Raw genomic sequence first — 20697 nt, forward strand, 5'->3', positions numbered from 1 at the left:
CGTTAACATCGACACCTGTCAAGCATATGGCGCGTCGAACCTCGTCGAAATTTTCAATAATTGAAACAATCACGTAGGGAGACTGCTCGATCACCGAGGAGCCGCCTGGCGTGTTCGACACTCCGTACAGGACGGCGGATGCGACGTCTGACATCACTGGCCATAGTCAGACGTCGCATCCGGGCCCGACCTTCTGGGCGGACTCGCAGGTCAGCCGCCCGGCTGCGACTGGAAGGAGCACCGCAGCACCGTCCAGGACACCGGTGGAAGTACAACCTCGGCGCCGCTGGCGTGGATCGAGAGCTTCCGGTTGGGTCGCAGTGTGACCCTGTCCTGGTCACCCACGGTGTTGCTGGCGCGGATGTCGTCATCGGCAAGGGTCCACGCCTGCGCACGGGACACAGTAGCGTCGAAGCGGCTCAGGTCTATGGTGATCTGGACCGGTCGGCTTTCGTCGCGATTGACCACGAAGATCGCCACATCACCCGTCTGCACATCGTGGGTCGCGACCGCATCGACCACCGCCGCCTCGCCGTAGCGCACGGTCGGGTAGGACGGACCGTCGATATCCGTGCGTAGCACGTCACCACGCGCCAGGGCAGCGGTGCGGGCAAACGGATGAAAGATGGTCTGTCGCCAGGCAGGCCCGCCAGGCTCGGTCCGGATCGGAGCGATCACGTTGACCAACTGCGCCTGGCAGGCAGCAGTGACGCGGTCGCTGTGTCGCAACAGGGAGATGAGCAGATTGCCCACGACGACGGCATCGGCCACGTTGTATTCGTCCTCGATGACGCGTGGAGCGACCTGCCACTCATCCGCCCTTACCTGACTCTGGAATCGGGTGAGATACCAGACGTTCCACTCGTCGAAAGACAAGTGGATCTTCTTCTTGCTACGCAGCCTGGCCCCGATGCTGTCGGCAGTGGCGACGACGCTGTCGATGAAGTGGTCCATGTCCGTCGCAGAGGCGAGGAATGAGCCTAGATCGTTGTCATGTTCCTCGTAGTAGGCATGGCAGGAGACGTAGTCCACGAGGTCGTAGGTGTGCTCCAGGACAGTGGCTTCCCAGGCTCCGAAGGTCGGCATACTGGAGCTGGAGCTGCCGCAGACGACGAGCTCCAGGTCTGGTTCCGCGGCACGCAACGCCCGCGCGGTGGCGGCGGCGAGCTGCCCGTACGCGTCGGCGGTCTTGTGCCCGAGCTGCCACGGGCCGTCGAGCTCATTGCCCAGGCACCACATCCGGATGCCGTAAGGCTCGTCGGCGCCGTTGGCTCGGCGCAGGTCCGCCAGGTGGGTGCCGGCTACCTGGTTGATGTACTCGTGAACGTCCAGGGCATCCTGTACGCCCCGGGTACCCAGGTTGAGCGCGTACATGATCTCGACGTCGGCCTTGGTCGCCCATCGCGCGAACTCATCGATACCGACCTCATTCGTCTCGATGCTGCGCCAGGCGAGGTCACGGCGGCGCGGGCGCCGGTCCCTCGGGCCCACTCCGTCCTCCCACCGGTAGCCGGAGACGAAGTTGCCGCCCGGGTAGCGGACCGTCGTCACGCCGAGTTCGCGGGTGAGGGCCAGGACGTCGGTACGGAAGCCGTCGTCGTCGGCGGAGGGATGGCCGGGCTCGTAGAGGCCGGTGTAGACGCATCGCCCCATGTGCTCGACGAACGTGCCGAAGGTGCGCCGGTTGACCGGCGCCACCACAGCCGCGGGATCAAGCGTGACGCGAGCGATGTGCACAGTCCTTCTCCTCGTTCGGCGAGCGTTGACGACGACAGTCGGTCGAGTCGGTCATTTGAGAGCGCCGATGGTCAAACCGCCGCGCCAGTACCGCTGCAGCAGCAGGAACGCGGCGATCAGCGGGATGATCGCCACCAGCGAGCCGATGACAATGACATTGAACAGGGCGGGCCCACCGTTGCCGATGGTCGCGGACAGGTACCAGGACCGCAGGCCGACGGTGAGCGGATAGAGATCCTGGTCGCTGAGCATTACCAGCGGCAGGAAGAAGTTGTTCCAGGTTGCCACCATGCTGAACAGCAGGACCGTGACCAGCGCCGGCCGCATGGCGGGCAGCGCGACGCTCCGAAAGACCCGGAACTCTCCGGCACCGTCGATCCGGGCAGCCTCCAGCATCTCGTCCGGCACCGAGTCGTAGGCGTAGACCCGTAACAGGTACACCCCGAACGGATTGAGCAACGAGGGCAGGATCACCGCCCACACCGAGTTGACGAGCTCGATCTCGGCCATCATCAAATACGTCGGCAGTACCAGGGCGGTAGCCGGCACCATGATGAGGCCGAGTAGCAGCGCGAACAGCGCGTTGCGGCCGACGAAGCGTAGTTTGGCGAAGGCGTAGCCAGCCAGGGCGGCGATCGCGGTGGCACCGATACCGCTGGTCACGGCATACAGTGCGGAGTTTCCCAGCCAACGCAGGTAGTAACTGGATAGGTGTCGTTGATCTTTCAGAGGTGTTTGGCCGGGGTGGGTCGTTGACCTCGATCCGTCAGAGGGTCTTGCTCCCTGCCTGACCGTTTCGGCTTGACCGTTTTGTCCACCCGGTTTGGGTGTGATATCGCCACGTGTCGCTGTGGAAGCGCGAGTTCTCCGGGCCCTCGGTCACGGTCTTTCTACTGGTAGGTACAGGGGTCCAGGGTCAGGTTGTCAGTGGTAGCAGGGTGAGGCGCTGCCAGCAGAGGGTGAACGCGTCGGCCCACGGCCAGGTCTCGGGGATGGACAGGACACGCCGGCGGGCGTGGGCGGCCAGTTTCGCGGGCAGGTGCAGCAGCCGGTAACGCAGTGTTGCGGGTTCGGCGTGGGCGAGGTCGTCCTGGTCGTGCAGGCCGAGCAACCGGGTCCAGGAAGTGATGTCCGCGGCGATGTTGGCGGCGAGGACCCAGCCGCGGTTGACGGTCCAGGCCTTCGACGGCAGGTTCCGCAGGCCCATGGCCTTGTTCGTGCGCACCTTGTCTTCCACTCCTGCGTGCGAACGATGCAAAGCGTCGATCCATTGCGGCTGGTGCGAGCCCGGCACCCCGGCGATCCGGCTGATGTTGGTGGCGACGATCGCGTACCGCCAGCCGGTCCGCTTCTCCAGCGCGGTGAGATTCTTCGCGTGCCGGGCCGACGGCTTCGTGCGCCGCACGAGCAGCCGTAGCCGGCCGTTCCAGTTCTCCAGGCGCTGGTTGAGGCCGGTCAGTTCCGCGACATGCGCGGTGTCGACGGCCGTGCCGTCCTGGGCGAGGCCGTCGGTCCACGCTTCAGCAGGCAGTTGCTCGATCGCGATCTCGTCGGCGTCGGTGATCGTCCAGCCGACGGTGAACTTCACGCTGCGCCACAGCCGGTTCATCGCCTCGATGTGCTCGAGCAGGTCGTGGGTGGCACCGGCCCCATCGACCCTGATCAGAATCTTGCGCCGGTAGGCGACCGGCAACTGAGCGATCGCCTCACCGAGAACCCGGATGTGATCGGCGACCGTATTCGAGCCGGCACTGCCGGGCCGCAGCAGCATGGCCAGGCATTCCGCGGTGTTCGCACACCACGCACCGAGCGGATGGAACCCGAAACCCTTCTTGAACGTGGCCGCCGCACCCTGCTTCGGTGAGTGAGCGGTGATCAGGGTGGCGTCCAGATCGATGACCACCCACCCGGACAGCAGCTTGCCCGCCACCGTCAGCCACGGGAACCCTTGCGGGCGGCGGGCGAGCAGGGCCCATACGTGAGCGCGGACCTTCGCCCGCGCTTTGCCGATCCGTTTCAGCGCGGTCTCGTCGAGACCGGCCAACGCTCGCCGGACGGTTGGCTCCGACGGCCGATCACCGAAGACCAATCCCTGATGGGCGAGGACCGCGATGTCGGACATGCTCGTGGCGCCGAGCACGATCGCGACCGCGAGTGAGACCAGGACCGTGCCGCGATCCCACCACCCAGGGCCCTTGCCGCGCGGTAGCACCTTGTTCAAACCGCTGGTCAGACCGGTCCGATCTGCGCATTTGCGCAGCAGGACCGCACCCGCGTGACCGACCAGACCCTTCCCGCCCGCGCCGACGACCAGCCGCTGATCCCACCCGCTACCCTTACTCACCAGAAAGGTGCACCCGCTTCTGCTGTGGACATGGACTCGACACCCAAATCCTTGCAGGTCAGGAGCACCTTTCGTTTATCGCCCTCGATCAGTCAAATCGCCTCTGACTCGGGGAGGTTGACCGTTCGTGCCCGCCGATCCTTCGCAGCCGTCGTATGAGCAGCTGCTTGCGCTGAACGCGGACCTGTTCGCCCGGTTGGATCAGGCGCTCGGGCGGATCGCGGAGCTGGAGGCTGACCTCAGTACGGCGAAGTGCCGGATCGCTGATCTGGAAGCCCAGCTGAAGCAGTCGTCGAAGAACTCCTCGAAACCGCCGTCGACGGACGGGCTGGCCAAGCCGGCACCCAAATCTTTGCGCGGTAGGTCCGGGCGGGGGCCGGGGCGCCCGGCCGGGCAGCCCGGCGCCACTCTGGAGCAGGTCGCCGACCCCGACGTCATCGTGCGGCACACCCCCGAGGTGTGCGCGGGCTGCGACAACGATCTGGCCGGCGCGGCCGAAGTGTCCGTGACCCGGCGGCAGGTGTTCGACATTCCGGAACCGACGGTCGTGGTGACCGAGCATCAGATCGTCACCCTCGCCTGCCCGTGTGGACATCGCACCACCGGCATCGGGCCCGCCGAGGCCACCGCGCCTGCCGTGTACGGGCCGCGGATCGCCGCGATCGGGGTCTACCTGTTGCACGGGCAGTTCCTGTCGATCGGCCGTACCGCCGACGCGCTGCGGGACCTGTTCGGCCTGCCGGTCGCGGCGGCCACGGTCACCGCCTGGGTCAAACGCACCGCCCTCGGCATCATCGAGCAGGTGCTGCCGGTGATCCGCGACCGGATCCGGCAGGCGCCGGTCGTGCACTTCGACGAGACCGGGATGCGCGTCGAAGGCCGTCTGGCCTGGCTGCACTCCGCGTCCACCGGCACCGACGTGCTCCTCACGGCGCACCGCAGACGCGGCGCCGCCGCCATTGACGACGCCGGTGTCCTGCCCGGCTTCACCGGTGTCGCCGTGCACGACGCGTGGGCGCCATACGACACCTACACCAGCGCCAACCACGCCCTGTGCAACGCCCACGTGCTGCGTGAACTGGTCTACGTCACCGACACCGCCACCGGCCCCACCGCCGACCTCGCCACCCAAGCCATCAACGCGCTGCGCCGGCTCAACCGCCTGGCCGACGACGCCCACACCGGGCAGGACACAGCGAACCCGGACGCCCTACGCGAGCAGCAGTACCTGCTGCGCTCCGCCGTCGTGCTCGGCGCGCAGGCCACCGCCGGCCGCGACGGCAAACTCCAGCGCAAACACCACGCCCTGTTCGTCCGGCTCCGCGACCGCCGCGACGACTACCTACGATTCGTCACCGACCCGGCCGTCCCCTTCGACAACAACGCCGCCGAACAGACCATCCGTATGCCGAAACTACGGATCAAGGTCTCCGGAAGCATGCGCACCATGACCGGCGCCGAACACTTCGCCGCCATCCGCAGCTACACCGCCACCGCCATCCGCCAAGGCAACAACATGCTCGACGCCCTGATCCAAGCCGTCACCGGAAACCCCTGGATCCCCGCCACCACCTGAGCAAATCGGCGTACACGCATACCCGATGTTCCAGCACCTATCCAGTTACCGCAGGTAAACGCCGTCATCCTGGGCAAATAGCAGGCGCATATTGCGGAGGAGTTGCATGTCGGCGAACCAGAGCGGATCCGAGCCGAACAGTCCGTCGTTGTCCTTGGTCGCCGCGACGAGCAGCCACCAAAACGGCAGCAGGAAATAGACGACGAACAGGGCCATGACTGCGTTTGCGGCGACGGTGCCACCGCTGCGTCGCGCCCGCTGGATGACCTTTTCGGTCGGGGTGCTCATCGCAGCGAACTCCTTTTCCGCGTGGCGAAAAGGAAGATGTAGGAACCCACGAAGACCACCGCGCCGAGTAGGAACGAGATGGCCGCAGAGTAGTTGTACTGCTGGTACGAGAACGCCTGGTTGTAGGCATAGACGTTGGGCGTGTAGCTATTGGTGATCGCTCCCGGGTTGAGTGGCTGCAGGATGAGTGGCTCAGTGAAGAACTGGAGCGTGCCGACGATCGTGAAGACGGTGCAGAGCACCAGGGCTCCAGAGATTATCGGTGTCTTGATCCGCACAGCGACTTGTACCGCTCCCGCACCGTCGATTCTGGCGGACTCGTAGATCTCTCGGGGCACACCCTGCAGTGCCGCGTACAGCACGATCATGTTGTAACCGGCCCACTGCCAGGTAACAAGATTGCCCAACGAGGCCAGGACGGTGCCACCGGCCAGAAAGTCGATTCCGGTGAATCGGAGCGGACCCGTGTTCTCGCTGTACAGGAAACCCCACATCAGCGTGCCGATGACCACCGGCACGGCGTACGGCACGAAGGCCGCCAGCCGTAGTGTCCGTCCGAGACGTGAGCCGACCCCGTCGACCAACAGGGCCAGTAGGAGAGCAACGCCGATCATCACCGGTGTCTGCACGAGCCCGAAGACAAGCACCCGCACCGCACCCGACCGTAGCTCGGGGTCACCGAATGCCTGGCGGTAGTTGTCGGCCGCGGCGAAGACCTCGCCCTCCAGCAGAGTAGAGCGGTACAGGCTGAGTTTGACCGCGTAGCCCATCGGCAACAGCAGGAACACGACGAGCAGCACCGCGAACGGCGCGACGAACAGCCATCCGACAGCCGATTGCCGGCCGTTTCGACGTCTGCTGGCTGCGGAACGCCGCCCGCCATCGCGGCGCACGGGCTCCGTAGCCGCCGAAGTGGCGGCTACGGAGGCCGGTCGGGTCCGAATCACTGGGCTACCTGGAAGCCCTGTTGCGACGCGTATGTCGTGATGTTCTGTTGGACGGTGTCCAGCGCGTCCGGCCACGACGTCTTCTTCTCCACCGCCTGGCCCACGGCAGTGGTCAACTGGTTGAAGCTGTAGCTGTTGAACGGGCTCCACGCGAACTCTTCGATGCCGTTGTAAGCCGGCACGAACACCTCGTTGACCTGCTGGCCACCGAAGAACTCGTAGCTCTTCGTACGGAAGTAGTCCCATTCGAGGATCGGCGTGGCGGTCGGGAACAGGAATGCCTCGTCAATGCCGATCTTCCACGCGTCCTTGTTGATCCCGAAGAGCTCCATGGCGACCTTCGTCGCCTGCTCGGGGTGTTTCGTCTGGTCAGTCACCGCGAACGACGACCCGCCCCAGTCCCCCTGGGCGTCCTCCCCGGCGACCCACTGCGGGAGCGGCGCTGCCCGCCACTTGCCCGCGGTTGTCTTCGCCACACTCGCGAGGTAGCCGGGACCCCACCCCGCCGCCAGATAGGTCGCATACTTCCCGCTACCCAGTCCGTTGTAGAAGTCGGTCGTTCCGTAGGCGGCGGTGTCGGCCAGACCGGCGTCGACCATGTCCTGCCAGTACGCCATCACCCGTTTGGCGGGCTCCTCGTTAACGCTAACATTGATGTGCTGCGGATTCGCGACGTCGTAGTCGAACGGCCGCGCGCCGGCCTGCCACATCAGTCCGGTCATGAACCCGCCGTCGTTCGCCCCGAAGTCGGTCATGAACGTGTCAGGTGCGGCAGCCTTCAACTTCTGCGCCTGTTCCTTGAATTCCGCCCAGGTCGTCGGCACGCTCAACCCGTACTGCTGGAAGATGTCCTGCCGATACAGCATCGCCATCGGGCCGGCGTCGACCGGGATGGCATAGACGGCGTCGCCGTTGCTGACCTGTTTCCACGCCCAGTCGACGTAGTTTCCCTTGAGGTCATTGGCCCCGTACTTACCCATGTCCACGAGATGCTTGGTGAGCTGGAACGTCGGCAGCTCCTGAAACTCGAGCATCACCACGTCAGGGGCACCCTTACCGGCCTTGAGCGCCGTCTGCAGCCAGGGCGTTCGCAAGGTCGAGGTATGTCCGTTCTAGACGAGTAGTTCCGAAGTCAGGGGTCGATGTCTGGGCATGAAGAGAGGGCATCCAAGATCATGGTGTGACGCAAGACCTGGATACCCTCTTGACCGCACTGTACGTGAAGATCGACGACAGCATCCGCACCCCCCGGTGGCGGGGACGGCCGCCGCTACTGACCGACTCCGAACTGGTATGCCTCGCGGTGGCGCAGGTCCTGCTCGGTGCCCGCTCTGAGGCGCACTGGATCCGCTACGCCCGTATCCACCTGCGCCCCTGGTTTCCCTACCTGCCGCAGCGGCCGGGCTACAACAAACGGCTCCGCGCTGCCCTGCCGCTGATCAAAAAGGTCATCCGGGACCTGGCCCGCGACAGTGACTTCTGGTTCGACCACCACTGGATCGTCGACTCCACCCCCATCCCGTGCGGCATGTCCCGCCCCACCGCCCAGCGCTCAGACCTCGCCGGCTGGGCCGGATACGGCTACTGCGCCTCCCATTCCCGCTTCTTCTGGGGACTCCGGCTCTACCTGGTCTGCACCCCGACCGGGATGCCGATCCTGTGGGCCCTCGCGAACCCGAAGATCGGCGAGCGAGAGGTCCTCGCCGCGATGCTGGACGTCGAGGCCGGCGTGGTGGCAGAGCACGACAGGATCCTGCTGATCAGCGACAAGGGATTCGCCTCCAAGCCATTCGAGCGGCAGTTGGCCGAGCAGGGCATCGAACTGCTGCGCCCGTCCCGCAAGAAGGAGAAGGCCCGCTACGGCGAGCCGATGCTCAAGAAGGTCCGCCAGTTGATCGAGTCGGTCAACGACACCCTCAAAGGCCAGCTTGACCTGGAACAACACGGCGGACGAACCTTCGACGGTGTGGCCGTCCGGGTCGCCCAACGCCTCCTCGCCATGACCGCGGCGATCTGGCACAACAACAAGACCGGCGCACCCGTCACCCGGTCACTGATCGCCTACGACCACTGACCGCAATTCGGAACAACTCGTCTAGGTGAGTCCGAGTATTTGTAGGGATCGGTATGGATCTCGGCTGTTTCGGCGCAGGGTTGCTGCGATCGAGGTGGCGCCGTTGAGGCGGAGGAGGCTGATCGCGGTGTTGCGAAGGGTGGCCAGGGCGCGAGGCGCGTTGCCTGTGCGTAGCCGGCTGGCGTCCTCGCGGTAGGTGGTGTCGCGAATATGGTGAAGGACCTCGATGGCCCAGTGTCCGCGTAGCCAGTCGGCCAGGTCAGCGGGACCGGCCGCGGCTGCGGTCAGGCTGGTGATCGCGTACACGGTGACGGTGGACCAACGTCCGGTGGCCGGGTTGTGTCGGCGGCGCCGGATACGCAGGGCCTGGGCCGCGTGTGGGAAGTCCAGCGCGAGCGGCCCCAGACAGGTGACCGCCTGCAACTCCCGGATGTCGTAGCGGCCGTGCCCGCGCTCACGGGTGGCGTCCAGGGCGGGGATCTTCCCCCAGGGCAGGGCCTTGACCTGTCGGTAGAGCCGTGGCTGATTGCGCTTGACGACGAAGACGTATCCGGCGTGTTTGTCCTCGACCAGCCAGCGGGCATGCTCGCGCTGGGTGTGCAGCGCGTCCGCCGTGATGACCGCCCCGGCCAGGTCCAGACCGTCGAGCAACGGCTGGAACCGGCTGATCTCATTCGTCTTCCCATTAACGTCGATCTGCGCCAGGACGATCTGCTCGGCCTGGTCCAACGCGGCCAGCAGGTGCGCCTGAGACCCGGCCGGGCCGCTGCCACGCAGCGTCTTGCCGTCAACGGCGATCACCCGCCGACCCCGCCCGGTCACACCGGCCCGGCCGAGCAGCCAGCGACACACCGCGGCATCCAACGCGTCGGCGTCGATGCCGGCCAGCACCCGGCCCAGCGTGCCGTCATCAGGCACCCGCCGGGCCCCGGTCAAGGCGTCGCGGGCCGCGCCGAGACGGTCCCACACCGCGTCCGGCAGATCCGCAGCCCACTCGACGATCTCCACGACCCGGCTGGATCCCGAGAGCACCGCCGCGATCGCCATCGCGAGCAGCCCCGGCAGCGCATAGATCCGACCCCGGGCATCACGCGGGTCCGGCACCTCGGCAAGGACCTGCAGCAACCCCGGCGTGTCCCGCTCCGACAACGGCGACACGCCACCCAGGCGTGCGGACAACCCGCCGATCAACAATGATGCTTCCACGAGCGCGGTCTTCCTCGATCATCCAGTCTAGACACCTGAATGATCACCAGAAGGCCGCGCTCTCTCACGTACCCGCCGGAACCGGCGTGACTACCCCACAATCGGCAATCCGGTCATCTCACTACCTTGCGAACGCCCTGCGTCTGCAGCTTGGTGTACTGGTCCTGGCCGGTCCCCGCATTGGTCCACTCGATACGGATGTCGCTGTGGGTGCGGTTGAACAGGTCGACCACCCCCTGGAAGGCCGGATACCACGCCCACACCTTGATCGTGACCGGACCATCCTGCTTGTCACCGCTGTTCGTGCTGCACGCCACCAACAGCAGGGCGGCGAGTGCCGCCAACACCGCAGCCAGCGGCCTGCGTCCTAGACTGGAACTCCTGGCACTCACTGGACTCCTCCATCGGAGATCGGCTGCTGGATCGCAGCCGAGACGTGTGTGTCACGAAGGCCGGTCGCGGTGCGGACACACCGCGACCGGCCACCTCAATCGCGGCATATTCCGCCTGACCGCGCTGCGCCACACAAAGGTGAACCGCCGTTGCGAACACCCCTGGCACCCCTGGTAACGTCGCTTTGCAGCGCTGCAAACAGGATGCCCGGCCCATCGATGGACGGCAAGAGGTAACCTGCCGGAAACTCGCCGCGGCTCCGGCACGACGGAGGAAGGCCAGGATGCACCGGGATGTCACCCTACGTGAGGTGGCCCAGCTGGCCGGCGTCTCCAGCCGGACAGTGTCCAATGTCGTCAACGGCTATGCCAACGTCACCGATCACACCCGCGCCCGCGTCATGCAAGCCGTCGAGGAACTCGGCTACCGGCCCAACGTCCTGGCGCGCAACCTCGCACAGGGCCGCTCCGGGCAGATCGCCGTCGTCGTGCCCTACCTCGACACGCCCTACTTCTCTGAGTTACTGCAGGGCATCATCCGTGCCGCACGGGTACAGGGTTACAACGTGCTCGTCGACCAGACCGACGGCGACCCCGACCACGAGCGGATGCTCATCCACCACGGCCGCAGCCGCCTGCTCTTCGATGGCGTCATCCTCAGTCCACTCGGCCTCGACCAGCAGGCCCTGGCCGACCACGATCCCCGTCTCCCACTCGTGGTCCTGGGCGAGCGCGTCAGCCAGGGAACGTTCGACCACGTCGGCATCGACGACGTCACGGCGTCCCGACAGGCCACCGAGCACCTGCTGGACCTCGGACGCACGCGCCTCGCCGCGATCGGCGACCAGCCCTACCCCACCGGCGAGGCAGCACAGCTGCGCACGCGCGGGTTCCGCGAGGCGCACCAGCGAAGGGGCGCACGCGTGCACGAGGACCTCATCGTCCGAACCCCCAGGTTCAACCGCGCCGACGGCGCAGGCGCGATGCGACATTTGCTCGACCTACCGGAGCCGCCTGACGCCGTGTTCTGTTACAGCGACCTCGTAGCACTGGGAGCGATTCACGCACTCACCGAGCGCGGCTTGCGGGTGCCCGAGGACGTCGCCGTGATCGGCTACGACGACATCGAGGACGGCGCCTACGCGAACCCACCGGTGAGCACCGTCTCCCCCGACAAGGAATTGATCGCGACGACCGCCGTTGAGCGCGTGCTCCTGCGAATCGCCAGCCGTACGCCACCCCCCGGTATGGAACTGCGCGCACCGCACCGACTCGTGCTACGCCACAGCACCATCGGGCGAGTTGCGTCGAGCCGGCCGCGCTGAGCGCCACGACGACAGCATGGTCGGGTCGTCCGGGGGCGAAACCCCCGGGCGACCCGACCTGGCGCAGAGACCGAGCGAGGTTGGAGTACTAACCGAGTTGGTGCTGGTCGCGTCGCCGGATGCGGAGCATCGCCAGCACGGTTCCTCCTACCACAACGAGCCCGAGACCGAAGGCGGGCAGCCGTATCGACGACCCGGTCTGCGGCAGCTTTCCGTTACCCGAGCCGCCGCCGGAGTCGTCACCACCGTTACCGGAGCCAGGTCCGAAGCCGGTGTTCGGGTCGGTCGAGTCACCGACCGCCACGACCAACGTCTTGGTGTCGGTGACCTTCTTCCCCGCCGTGGTGGTGGCGCTCATCTCGAACGCGAGGCGATAGATGCCCGGTTCGCTGAACGCCCAGTTGCCGTGGGCGTGGGTGTTGGCCGGGATGTCGAGCCGCTGGGGCAGGCTGTCTGCGGAGTTGAACAGCACCTCGGAGGAGCCGAACGACCCGGTGAGGAAGAGGACGAACGTGCCCGGCCCGGTGATTCCCTTGAACGTCCAGTTGACTGCGCCGCGCGTCCCTGAGATGACCGACGGGTGCTGGGTGTTCCATCCTGGCCAGACGACGCCGGCCTGCTGCGCCTGTGGCAGCAGCCACACCGTGTCGCCCGGCGATCCGAGGAAGTCGGCGCCAGCCGGCACCTCGGTCTTCGCGTTGTCCTTGGCATGGAGCACCACGTCGGCGAGGTTCCGCCACTGGATCGGGGTGACCGTGTCGTCCTTGAGCCGGATCGTCAGGTCGTCACCGTCGAGCTGTGGTCCCATGTCGACGTGCCCGTCGTCGATGACCACCCGTCCGGAGTTGGCGGTACGGGCCTCCGGCGCCGGAGGGGTCGCGCTCTGGTTCGGCGCTACCTGCGGGGCTGCCCTCAGAGATGTGGATGGCTGCCCGTTCTGTGCTGCTTCGGGGGCCGGCAACGCCCTGGCTGCAAGCGGCGTGGATGCCGGCGCGGGCGCGGCAGCGGGAGCGGCCTTTGGCGCCTCGAACGGTGGTACCTGAACCCGGTAGACGGCATCGGTGCTCACTTCCTCGCCGTTGGTGGTGGTCGCCGTAGCAGCCACGGTGACCTGGTAGTCACCGGCAGCAGCGAAGAGCCAGACCAGCCCGCCGGTCCGGGTCGCCGCGGGCACCTTGCTGCCGCGCGGCATACCCTCAACGGTGCCAAAGACCGGACTCGGTGCACCGAGACCGCCGAGTGTGTAGGCTGCGAAGTCCCCCGGCCCCTCGACCGCGGCCACCGACAGCTCGACGGTGTCGCCCTGGACCGCGCCGCGACGCACTCCGGTCGTGTCCACATACGAGAAGTCGGTGTCCCCGGCGGTCAGTGCCCACATCCCGCGTCCCGGCTCGCCAAGGAACCGGAAGGCAGGATGGTCGGGCACCCGCACCGCCCTGCCGTCCTGCGGCCCGATCACCACAGTGGAGGGATCTTTCGTGGTGTCGGAGCGTGTCGTCGCCCGGGGAAAGTGCGCTTCGCGCATCCGCAGTTCGAGGTCGCCGTCGTCGAGTGCGACGGAGACGAGGTCGGCGCCGGCCGGACGGACCTCGGTGGGATTCGCGGCGGCGTCGGGCGCCGCTGCGGCGGGCATCGGTGCGATCGCGAGTCCGGCCAACGCCAGCGCGGCCACAAAGGCGGCGGCCCGGCGTCCGGTGGCGCGCACTCCTGACCGAGTTACGGCGGTCATTTCGCTACTCCTTGTGTGTCATTCGACGTCTCCGGACGGTCGGAGCCGGCATCAGCAGGTTCGGCGGCACCGGAGTCACTCGCTGCCCTCTCGGCGCGGGCTTCGGCACGGGCCGCGGCAACGGCGCGTTCCAACTCCTGTGCCGTTCGCCGCTGGCGGTGCCGACGGCGTACGACCGTCAACCAGATTGCGGCCCCGAGCAGCAGTAGAATCACCAGGTGGGGCCAGGGCGGCGCCCAGAGACCGACTCGGTGGGTCACGGTACGGGGTGCGGGGTCGAGCACCTCGTCCGTGACGGCCTCCGGTGCAACGGTGAGCGTGGCCTGGAGCCGGAACAGCGGCGGCACTCCATCGAGGCGGATACTGGTGCGGTAACTGTCCCCGGGCAGGATCTCCGGCAACCGCTCGCCGGTCTCGACGCGTCCGGCCAGCCCGAACGGGCCGGTGACAGTCAGCTCCGGTTGTCCGGTCAGCCGTACGTTGCCGGTGTTCCGGACGGTCACCTCGGCGGTGACCGTCCCACCTCGCAGCGGGTTCCAGCTACCGTCGTGGTTCACAGTCACGTTCTCGACGTTGAGGGCCGGATCGAGCTCCCCGGTGACCCGCAGGTGCACCCGCGTGCCGACGCGATGGTGCACGGCGACCTGATTGCCCTGGCCATCGGCGCCCGTCGCAGCGAGCGAGGCGACGATGCCACCGGGATGGTCACCGGGAGTCGCGTTCGCCGGGACAGCGAGGGTGAACGGCACGGTCAGCCGGGATGTCGACGGCACCGTGACGGTACGGTTCTGGAAGGTGATCCAGGATCCGACGTCGACCGGCTTCTCACTGGCCGCCAGCAGGTCGAACCCGCCCTGCTGGGTGGTGAACGCATCGCTGGCGTACACGTCGAGCGTGACCGGGCGATTCGAGTGGTTCGTGATCGCTACACGGTCGGTGAGCGTGGCTCCCGGGTCGAGCTTGTACTCAAAACTCGACCGACCGTCGGGGCCGTCGGGGTTGGACGGAGCCACCCCCCAGGTGAGCGACTCCGCAGCGGTAGCCGAACCGGGAGTGGCGCCGAGAACTGTTCCGGCCGCGAGGGCGAGCACGACGGCGAGGATGGCGGGCGTACGCATTCGGAATGTCCGTTCAGGGGTGGTGTGACGGGCCGGGCAAACACGTGCGGCTTCGCCCGGCCCGTCACAGGTGGTACGCGGATCAGATAGCGGTCAGGGTGAGCGTTGCGGTGTAGGTTCCGGAGGCGGTCTCGGTCGGCAGGTGCAGCCGCAGGCCCGCCGAGAGGGTGGCGGTACCCCGGCCGGCACCGTCCGGGGCAGAGCCGAGCACGGCGCTGCTACCGAGGCCACCGTCGGCGCCGACGGCCGGCTCGACCGTCGGTCCGGCGACCACGCCCTGGTTGGCGGACTGGTCGACCACCTGAGGCGTCCAGCCCAGGTGACCGGCGCCGAAGGTGGCGCCGTCCGGACTGGTGAAGTCCTCCGGCAGCTGTCCGGAGGCGCTCCAGCCGGGCGTGCCGTTACGGGTGTCGGTGACGGTCACAGGTCGCAGGGAGCCCGTGCTCTCCCAACGGTCACCCGCGGGGGAAAGCTGCGCCGGCGTCAGGACGACGGCCCTGTCGTTCGGGTCGACGCTGATCACCAGTGCCCCCTGGTTGGGGTCGATCGAAGCGGTGATCGTCTGCGACGCTCCGGTACCCGTCGGCGGGGCGGCGACATCGAGCGACACCGTGTCGCTCGTAGCGACTACCTCGTGGTTGTCGCCGTAGAGCCGCACCTGGTATTCGCAGGCGTTCAGCTCCCGCGTTGCGGTGAAGGTGTAAGTGGGTCCGGCCTCGCCCGGGATGACCGCGAAGGTGTCGGAGCCAGGGCACCGGCTGAACCAGTGGTAGTGGTCCAGCTCGGTCTGCGGCGTCTGCACCGCGCGCAGGGTAACGGTGTCGCCCTGCTGGTACTCGTCGGCCATTCCGCTGATGGAGAGGGTGGTCAGCGGGTCGTCGTTGGTGAGTTCCCCGACGACGAAGGAGTACGGGATCGGTCCGGTGCTGATCGGCGTGCCGTCGGTACGCGTCGCGTCGGCCTGGAAGGTCAACGTGTACGCGCCCTCGGCGCTGAAGGCCCAGTTGGCGTGCACGTGGGTACGGATGGGCACGTCGATGGCGTCCGGCAGGCCGTCGTCGCTGCGGAACCTGATCAGCGGGTTACCGAAGGTGTCCTGGGAGAACACCGAGACGGCACCGGGGCCGGCAACGTCCACAAGGCTGAGCTTGACCTTGTCGCCGGTGAACAGGCCGGCACCGAGAGTCGTGGTGTTCCACCCCGGCCAGAGCAGGTCCGGGTCCTGGGTGAGCGGCAGCAGCCAGATCTGGGATCCCGGAGATCCGAGGAAGGCGAAGCGCGGGTCGTCCGGGACCGGCATCGCCGCCTCGGGCAACACCTGGAAGATCACGTCCGCCGGGTCCCGGGTCACCGATGGGTTGACGGTGTCATCGTGCACCTTCAGGGACAGTTCCCCGTCGGCGTAGTGGACGTCGACCGCGTCGGTGTGGCCCTTGCTCAACACCACCTTCTCCGCGGCGCTGGCGGCGGGCGGTGCGAGCGCCACGCCAGCCGCGATCACCGCCCCACCGATCAGGGCCGCGAGGCCGCGGGCACCTGGTGTTCTCATCTTTCCTCCCTGTCCGCGTCCCACTCGATGAGGACGCAAGGTTGGTTGACGTAGCAGTGGTCCGAGAACATGGTAACGGAACTCATTTTCATTATCGCATCGCCCCTTCGGGTGTCGCCACCGGTCCACCGGTGACACCCGCCGTCACGGTCCCACCACGCCAGTCGCGCCACCGTCGGGACAACAGCCCGTGTCGCGGTGCGAACAGCCAGGCCAGCAGGAACACGGCGGTCGCGACCAGCACGATGGTGCCGCCGACCGGAAGGTCGTAGCTCCACGACAGGTAGAGGCCCACCAGCGCCGATCCGCCACCTATCAGCGGGGCGAGCAGCATCATCAGTGCCAGCCTGTCGGTCAGCAGCCTGGCCGCGGCGGCAGGTGTGATCAGCAGGGCGAGCACCAGGATGTTCCCGATGGTCTGCAACGAGATCACCACGGCGAGCGTGACCAGCACGTACAACGCGATGTCCAGCCAGAACACCGGCAGCCCGATCGAGCGGGCCATCTCCCGGTCCAGGCTGACCGCGACCAGCTCCTTGTGCAGCAGGAACACCACCGCGAGGATCCCCAGGCCGGTGAACCCGACCGTGTATAGATCGCGGTCCGGGATGCCGGTGATCGAGCCGAAGAGGAACTGTTGCAGCGACCCGGCGTAGCCGGGTGCCCGCGAGATGATCACGATGCCGAGGGCGAACGCGGCCACGAAGAACACACCGATCAGGGAGTCCTCCTTGACCCGACGGTGCTGGGCGAACACGGCGATCAGCAGTGCGGTCACGATCCCCGCGACCGCCCCGCCCAGGACCAGGCTGCCCTGCAACACGAAGGCGACCGCCAGACCGGGGAAGACCGCATGGGCGACCGCGTCGCCGATGAACGCCATCCCGCGCAGCACCACGTAACAGCCGATGACGCCGCAGACCACGCTGGACATCACCGCGATCGCCAGAGCCTTGGGCAGGAACGCCAGATCGGGGTTGAACAGGTCGGCGATGAACTCGGTGATCGGCATCAGCTGGCCTGGACGATCCGCAGCAGCGGCGACCGGTCGCTGACCCCGAAGGTGCGCATCCACACCTGTGGATCACGCAGGTCCGCCGGGGCGCCCTCCGCGATGATCCGCTGGTTGAGCAGGACCAGCCGGGTGCACGACGAGATGGCGCCGACCAGGTCATGAGTAGTCATCAGCAACGCTCGTCCTTCCGCCGCGAGCCCCGTGAACAGGTCGCCGAGCAACTCCTGGGTGGGCAGGTCCAGTCCGGTGAACGGTTCGTCGAGCAGGAGCAGTTCCGGCTCCAGCGCGAGCGCCCGCGCCACCAGCACCCGTTGTCGCTGCCCGCCGGAGAGTTCGCCGACCGGCCGCCGGCGCAGGTCGCCGAGGCGTACCCGCTCGATGGCGTCGGCGGCCGCCCGCCAGTCGGCGACCCCGGGGCGGCGCAGCAGGCCGATCCTGCCGGTACGACCGGTGAGGACGGTCTGCTCGACCGAGATCGGGAAGTCCCAGGCGAACTCGTGCCGCTGCGGCACGTACCCGACTGCCGTACGGCCCGGGCGGCTCGGGACACCCGCGACCAGCACTCGCCCGGACCGGGGTCTGATAAGGGCGAGGACCGAGCGCAGCAGCGTCGTCTTGCCGGCACCGTTGGGGCCGATCAGCCCCACCAACTCACCGGGACCGACCTGCAGCCGGACCCCGCGCAGCACCGGTCGGCCACCGAGGTCGACATCGAGGTCCTCTACTTCAAGGGCGTTCACGCCGCCGCTCCCGGCGTCCGTTCGCGTTCGGCGCGGCGACGGGCCGAACGGCCACGCAGGACCACCACGACCAGTGCGACCGCCAGAACCGCCGTGGTCACCGCCAGGCCGACGAGGACCAGCCCTTGCCGTGAACCGCCTGCGTCCTGGTCATCGCCCTCCTCCGCTGCCGGCGCCGCCGGCTCGACGCTGCTGGGTTCGGCGGCCAGCGCCGTGTCCGTGCTCGTCGCGTCACCGACGGCGAACCGCAGGTGTCGGACTGCGGAGGCCTGCTCGCCGCTGATCAGGTCGGCGGTGATGCGTACCGCGACCAGGTAGACACCGGGCTCGGTGAACACCCAGTTGGCGTGCGTGTGGGTGTTGACCTCCACCCACATCGGTTGACCCATCGGTTCCGTGGAACGCCACAGGACCTGCGGTGCGTTGAACGTGCCCGCCTGGACGTACATGGTCAGGGCACCGGGGCCCTCGACCCCGGCGAGTTCGAAGGTCACCCCTCGATCGATGGTTCGCATCACCTCGGGGTCCTGGGTGTTCCAGCCCACCCACACGACATCGCTCTGCTGCACCTGCGGCACCACGTGCACCCGTGTACCGGCGGCGACACCGAGGAACTCGTACGCCGGATCGTCCGGAACCGTCTGCAGCGCCGCGTCGGTGACCTGCAACACGGTCTGGTCCGGGTCCCGCCAGACGGGTTCGGCCGCGTCGTCGTGGATGAGGAGGGTCCACTCCCCCTCGACGTAGCGCGGTCCGATGTCGACGTGGCCGGCGGGGATCACCGCCGGACCGGCGGCGATCGGTTGTTCGGGGGCGATCGACTGGTCCAGCGCCGGGTCCGGCGACGCGGGCTGAGCCGCCGATGCGCCACTGGCCGGCCCGACCAAGGCCAGCAGAATCGTCGGAACCACCGTCATCAGACGGAGGGCTTTCACATGTACCTCCCTATGTCGCCAGACAGTCTCGCAGCGACTCGGCGTTGAAGCGCATCATTTGGATGTAGGTGGTGACCCGGCCGTCGAAGGTGTCGCCGTAGATCTCGCAGACCTGCACGTCGAGTGACCTGGCCACCTCGGTCAAGGTCGACGAGCGGGCCCGGAGGTTGGGTTCCAGGAACACCGCCGGGACACGGAGGTTGCGGATCGTCTCGGTGAGCCGGCGACGATCGGCGAGGCTCGGCTCGGCGGCCGGGTGTGGTGTGACGAATCCGGAGATCTGCACGTCGTACGCGGCGCCGAGATAACCGAACGCGTCGTGGGTGGTGATCAGATGCCGGCGGTTGGGCGGGATCTGTGCGATGTTGTCCCGCACGTACGTGTCGAGCGCCTCCAGCTCCGCGATGTAGGCGGTGGCGTTGTCCCGGTACTGCGCCGCGCCGGCCGGGTCCACACCGATCAGGGTGTCCCGGATCAGTTCCACGTAGGAGATGGCGTTGCGGACGTTCTGCCACAGGTGTGGATCGATCTCACCGTGGACGTGTTTGCCGAGCACCGCCTGCGGAAGTTGGTGGATCTGCGTTCCGGGCCGACCGAGAAATCGGAACGCCCGATTGGCCGGTACCTGGGCGAGCGCCTTGTTCGGCACCTCGATGACGGTCCGCGCCGGATCGAGGACCTGCTGTTCACCCTCGGCACTGCCGTGCGGGTCGTCGAGCAGGTAGAGGGCGGACTCGCCGCGCGTGACGGCGTCCAGGTCGACGGTCAGGTCGGCGTGCCCGCCACGCAGGACCACTGCGTCGGTCATGCCAGGAACGTCATGCGGGTCGACTCCGACGGCAAAGGTGAAGGTCTGCTCGCCGAGTGGCACCGGCCGGGTGTCGGGGGTCACCGCCAGGTGTGCCCGCATGGTGAGCCGGTAGACGCCGGGCTCGGAGAACGCCCAGCTCATGTGCGTGTGTGCGTCCGGTGGCAGGGTGGCGGTGTCGTCCCGGTACCCGTTGGTCGCGTCGAAGCCGTCCGCCGAGTTGAGATAGAAGGTCGGCTGCCCGAACGACTCCGTCAGGTAGGCGGCCATCACGCCGGGCCCGTCCACGGCAGTGGCGCTCAGGAGAACGTCCGAGGAGCGGTTGGCGCCGTGGTCGGCACCGGTACCGCGTACCCGCATGCCGAGCCAGATCGTGTCCAGCGCGACGTCCTCGACCAACGGGATGATCTCGGCCGCGTACTTGACCGCGCCTTCGGCCAGCGCGACGTTCGGTACGCCTTCGGGCAGGTTGGCGTCGAGCGCCTTGATGATGGCGTGCTCTTCCAGCAGCATGTAGTTACTGAAGGCGACATCGGCGTAGACGACGTTACGCACGTCCCGCAGGGACGGTTCGTACGAGTGCGGGTCAGCGCCGTCGGGCACCAGGGAGCTGACCACGACCCGGTCGCCGCCCACGTTGCGTGCCAGGTCCCGCAGGATGCCGGTGGTCGTCACCACCTGGACGCGCCCGTCGCGGTCGCTGAGTACCTCGACCGGGGCACACCCGACCAGACCGACGGCCAGCAGGACGGGCCCGACCAGCAAACGCGCGATTCGCACTGTTCCCCCTCCCAAGGACTGCGGAGCAGCAGGCTACCACGCTCTTGGAAATGGTTGTCATATGCCGTGATGCGATCGCGTCCCAACGACCTCGCCCAGTCCGCAGGTTTTGCGGACTGGGCGAGGCGTCGCGG

At 67.4% G+C, this 20697-nt stretch carries 18 protein-coding genes; 3 read left to right on the forward strand and 15 right to left on the reverse strand.

The annotated features are described in order from the left end of the window. Window positions 1-210: 210 nt before the first annotated feature. From arfA to ID554_RS01520, 3 genes are all read right to left on the reverse strand, one after another. Window positions 211-1737: an arabinosylfuranosidase ArfA gene (gene arfA, locus ID554_RS01510; protein ID WP_117231263.1), complete on the reverse strand. Its 1527-nt coding sequence runs from the start codon at window positions 1735-1737 to the stop codon at window positions 211-213. 51 nt (window positions 1738-1788) lie between these two features. Beyond that, on the reverse strand, window positions 1789-2400 hold the full coding sequence (locus ID554_RS01515) for a carbohydrate ABC transporter permease (protein WP_223884398.1): 612 nt from the start codon (window positions 2398-2400) through the stop codon (window positions 1789-1791). Between the two features lie 253 nt (window positions 2401-2653). Continuing rightward, a complete protein-coding gene (locus tag ID554_RS01520) occupies window positions 2654-4081 on the reverse strand; it encodes an IS1380 family transposase (RefSeq protein ID WP_199489339.1) in 1428 nt (475 codons plus the stop codon). A gap of 127 nt (window positions 4082-4208) precedes the next feature. On the opposite strand from ID554_RS01520, the gene tnpC reads away from it, so the two are divergent. Beyond that, window positions 4209-5657: an IS66 family transposase gene (gene tnpC / locus ID554_RS01525; protein ID WP_191088556.1), complete on the forward strand. Its 1449-nt coding sequence runs from the start codon at window positions 4209-4211 to the stop codon at window positions 5655-5657. 45 nt (window positions 5658-5702) lie between these two features. Here the strand turns inward: tnpC and ID554_RS01530 are convergent, their stop codons facing one another. The 3 genes from ID554_RS01530 to ID554_RS31230 are packed head-to-tail and all read right to left on the reverse strand — an operon-like array spanning window position 5703 to window position 7986. Next, a complete protein-coding gene (locus ID554_RS01530; protein WP_147333661.1) occupies window positions 5703-5945 on the reverse strand; it encodes an ABC transporter permease family protein in 243 nt (80 codons plus the stop codon). Beyond that, window positions 5942-6838, reverse strand: coding sequence for a carbohydrate ABC transporter permease (locus tag ID554_RS01535; protein ID WP_223884399.1), 897 nt, complete (start codon window positions 6836-6838; stop codon window positions 5942-5944). The genes ID554_RS01530 and ID554_RS01535 overlap by 4 nt, the downstream gene beginning before the upstream one ends. Before the next feature lie 50 nt (window positions 6839-6888). Further along, window positions 6889-7986, reverse strand: a complete 1098-nt coding sequence (locus tag ID554_RS31230; protein WP_117231388.1) for an ABC transporter substrate-binding protein — start codon at window positions 7984-7986, stop codon at window positions 6889-6891. An 86-nt stretch (window positions 7987-8072) separates the two neighbouring features. Here ID554_RS31230 and ID554_RS01540 point away from each other — a divergent pair, with 86 nt between their 5' ends. Further along, a complete protein-coding gene (locus ID554_RS01540; protein WP_191088568.1) occupies window positions 8073-8966 on the forward strand; it encodes an IS982 family transposase in 894 nt (297 codons plus the stop codon). A gap of 21 nt (window positions 8967-8987) precedes the next feature. Here ID554_RS01540 and ID554_RS01545 read toward each other — a convergent pair whose 3' ends face one another. Continuing rightward, window positions 8988-10145, reverse strand: coding sequence for an ISAs1 family transposase (locus ID554_RS01545; protein ID WP_117230052.1), 1158 nt, complete (start codon window positions 10143-10145; stop codon window positions 8988-8990). A gap of 140 nt (window positions 10146-10285) precedes the next feature. Beyond that, entirely contained in the window at window positions 10286-10519 is a 234-nt protein-coding gene (locus ID554_RS01550; RefSeq protein ID WP_117230505.1) for a hypothetical protein, read from the reverse strand. 329 nt (window positions 10520-10848) lie between these two features. Here ID554_RS01550 and ID554_RS01555 point away from each other — a divergent pair, with 329 nt between their 5' ends. Next, window positions 10849-11889 carry a LacI family DNA-binding transcriptional regulator gene (locus ID554_RS01555; protein ID WP_117230504.1) on the forward strand — a complete coding sequence of 347 codons (1041 nt, stop codon included), beginning with the start codon at window positions 10849-10851 and terminating at the stop codon, window positions 11887-11889. An 88-nt stretch (window positions 11890-11977) separates the two neighbouring features. Here the strand turns inward: ID554_RS01555 and ID554_RS01560 are convergent, their stop codons facing one another. The 7 genes from ID554_RS01560 to ID554_RS01590 form a co-directional block, all read right to left on the reverse strand. Continuing rightward, entirely contained in the window at window positions 11978-13618 is a 1641-nt protein-coding gene (locus ID554_RS01560) for a TIGR03773 family transporter-associated surface protein (protein ID WP_117230503.1), read from the reverse strand. Continuing rightward, window positions 13615-14736, reverse strand: a complete 1122-nt coding sequence (locus ID554_RS01565; RefSeq protein ID WP_117230502.1) for a WxL protein peptidoglycan domain-containing protein — start codon at window positions 14734-14736, stop codon at window positions 13615-13617. Before ID554_RS01565 ends, ID554_RS01560 begins: the two co-directional genes overlap by 4 nt. A gap of 82 nt (window positions 14737-14818) precedes the next feature. After that, entirely contained in the window at window positions 14819-16285 is a 1467-nt protein-coding gene (locus ID554_RS01570) for a choice-of-anchor M domain-containing protein (protein ID WP_117230501.1), read from the reverse strand. Window positions 16286-16376: 91 nt separating this feature from the next. Further along, window positions 16377-17297 (reverse strand): anchored repeat-type ABC transporter permease subunit, encoded by a 921-nt coding sequence (locus ID554_RS01575; protein WP_117230500.1) that lies wholly within the window; start codon window positions 17295-17297, stop codon window positions 16377-16379. Further along, window positions 17297-18040 carry an anchored repeat-type ABC transporter ATP-binding subunit gene (locus ID554_RS01580; RefSeq protein WP_117230499.1) on the reverse strand — a complete coding sequence of 248 codons (744 nt, stop codon included), beginning with the start codon at window positions 18038-18040 and terminating at the stop codon, window positions 17297-17299. Before ID554_RS01580 ends, ID554_RS01575 begins: the two co-directional genes overlap by 1 nt. Continuing rightward, on the reverse strand, window positions 18037-18957 hold the full coding sequence (locus ID554_RS01585) for a choice-of-anchor M domain-containing protein (RefSeq protein WP_117230498.1): 921 nt from the start codon (window positions 18955-18957) through the stop codon (window positions 18037-18039). Before ID554_RS01585 ends, ID554_RS01580 begins: the two co-directional genes overlap by 4 nt. Window positions 18958-18985: 28 nt before the next feature. Beyond that, window positions 18986-20563 (reverse strand): anchored repeat ABC transporter, substrate-binding protein, encoded by a 1578-nt coding sequence (locus ID554_RS01590; protein ID WP_223884400.1) that lies wholly within the window; start codon window positions 20561-20563, stop codon window positions 18986-18988. Between the last annotated feature and the right edge of the window lie 134 nt (window positions 20564-20697).

It is taken from the genome of Micromonospora craniellae, from assembly GCF_014764405.1.
Lineage (GTDB): Bacteria > Actinomycetota > Actinomycetes > Mycobacteriales > Micromonosporaceae > Micromonospora > Micromonospora craniellae.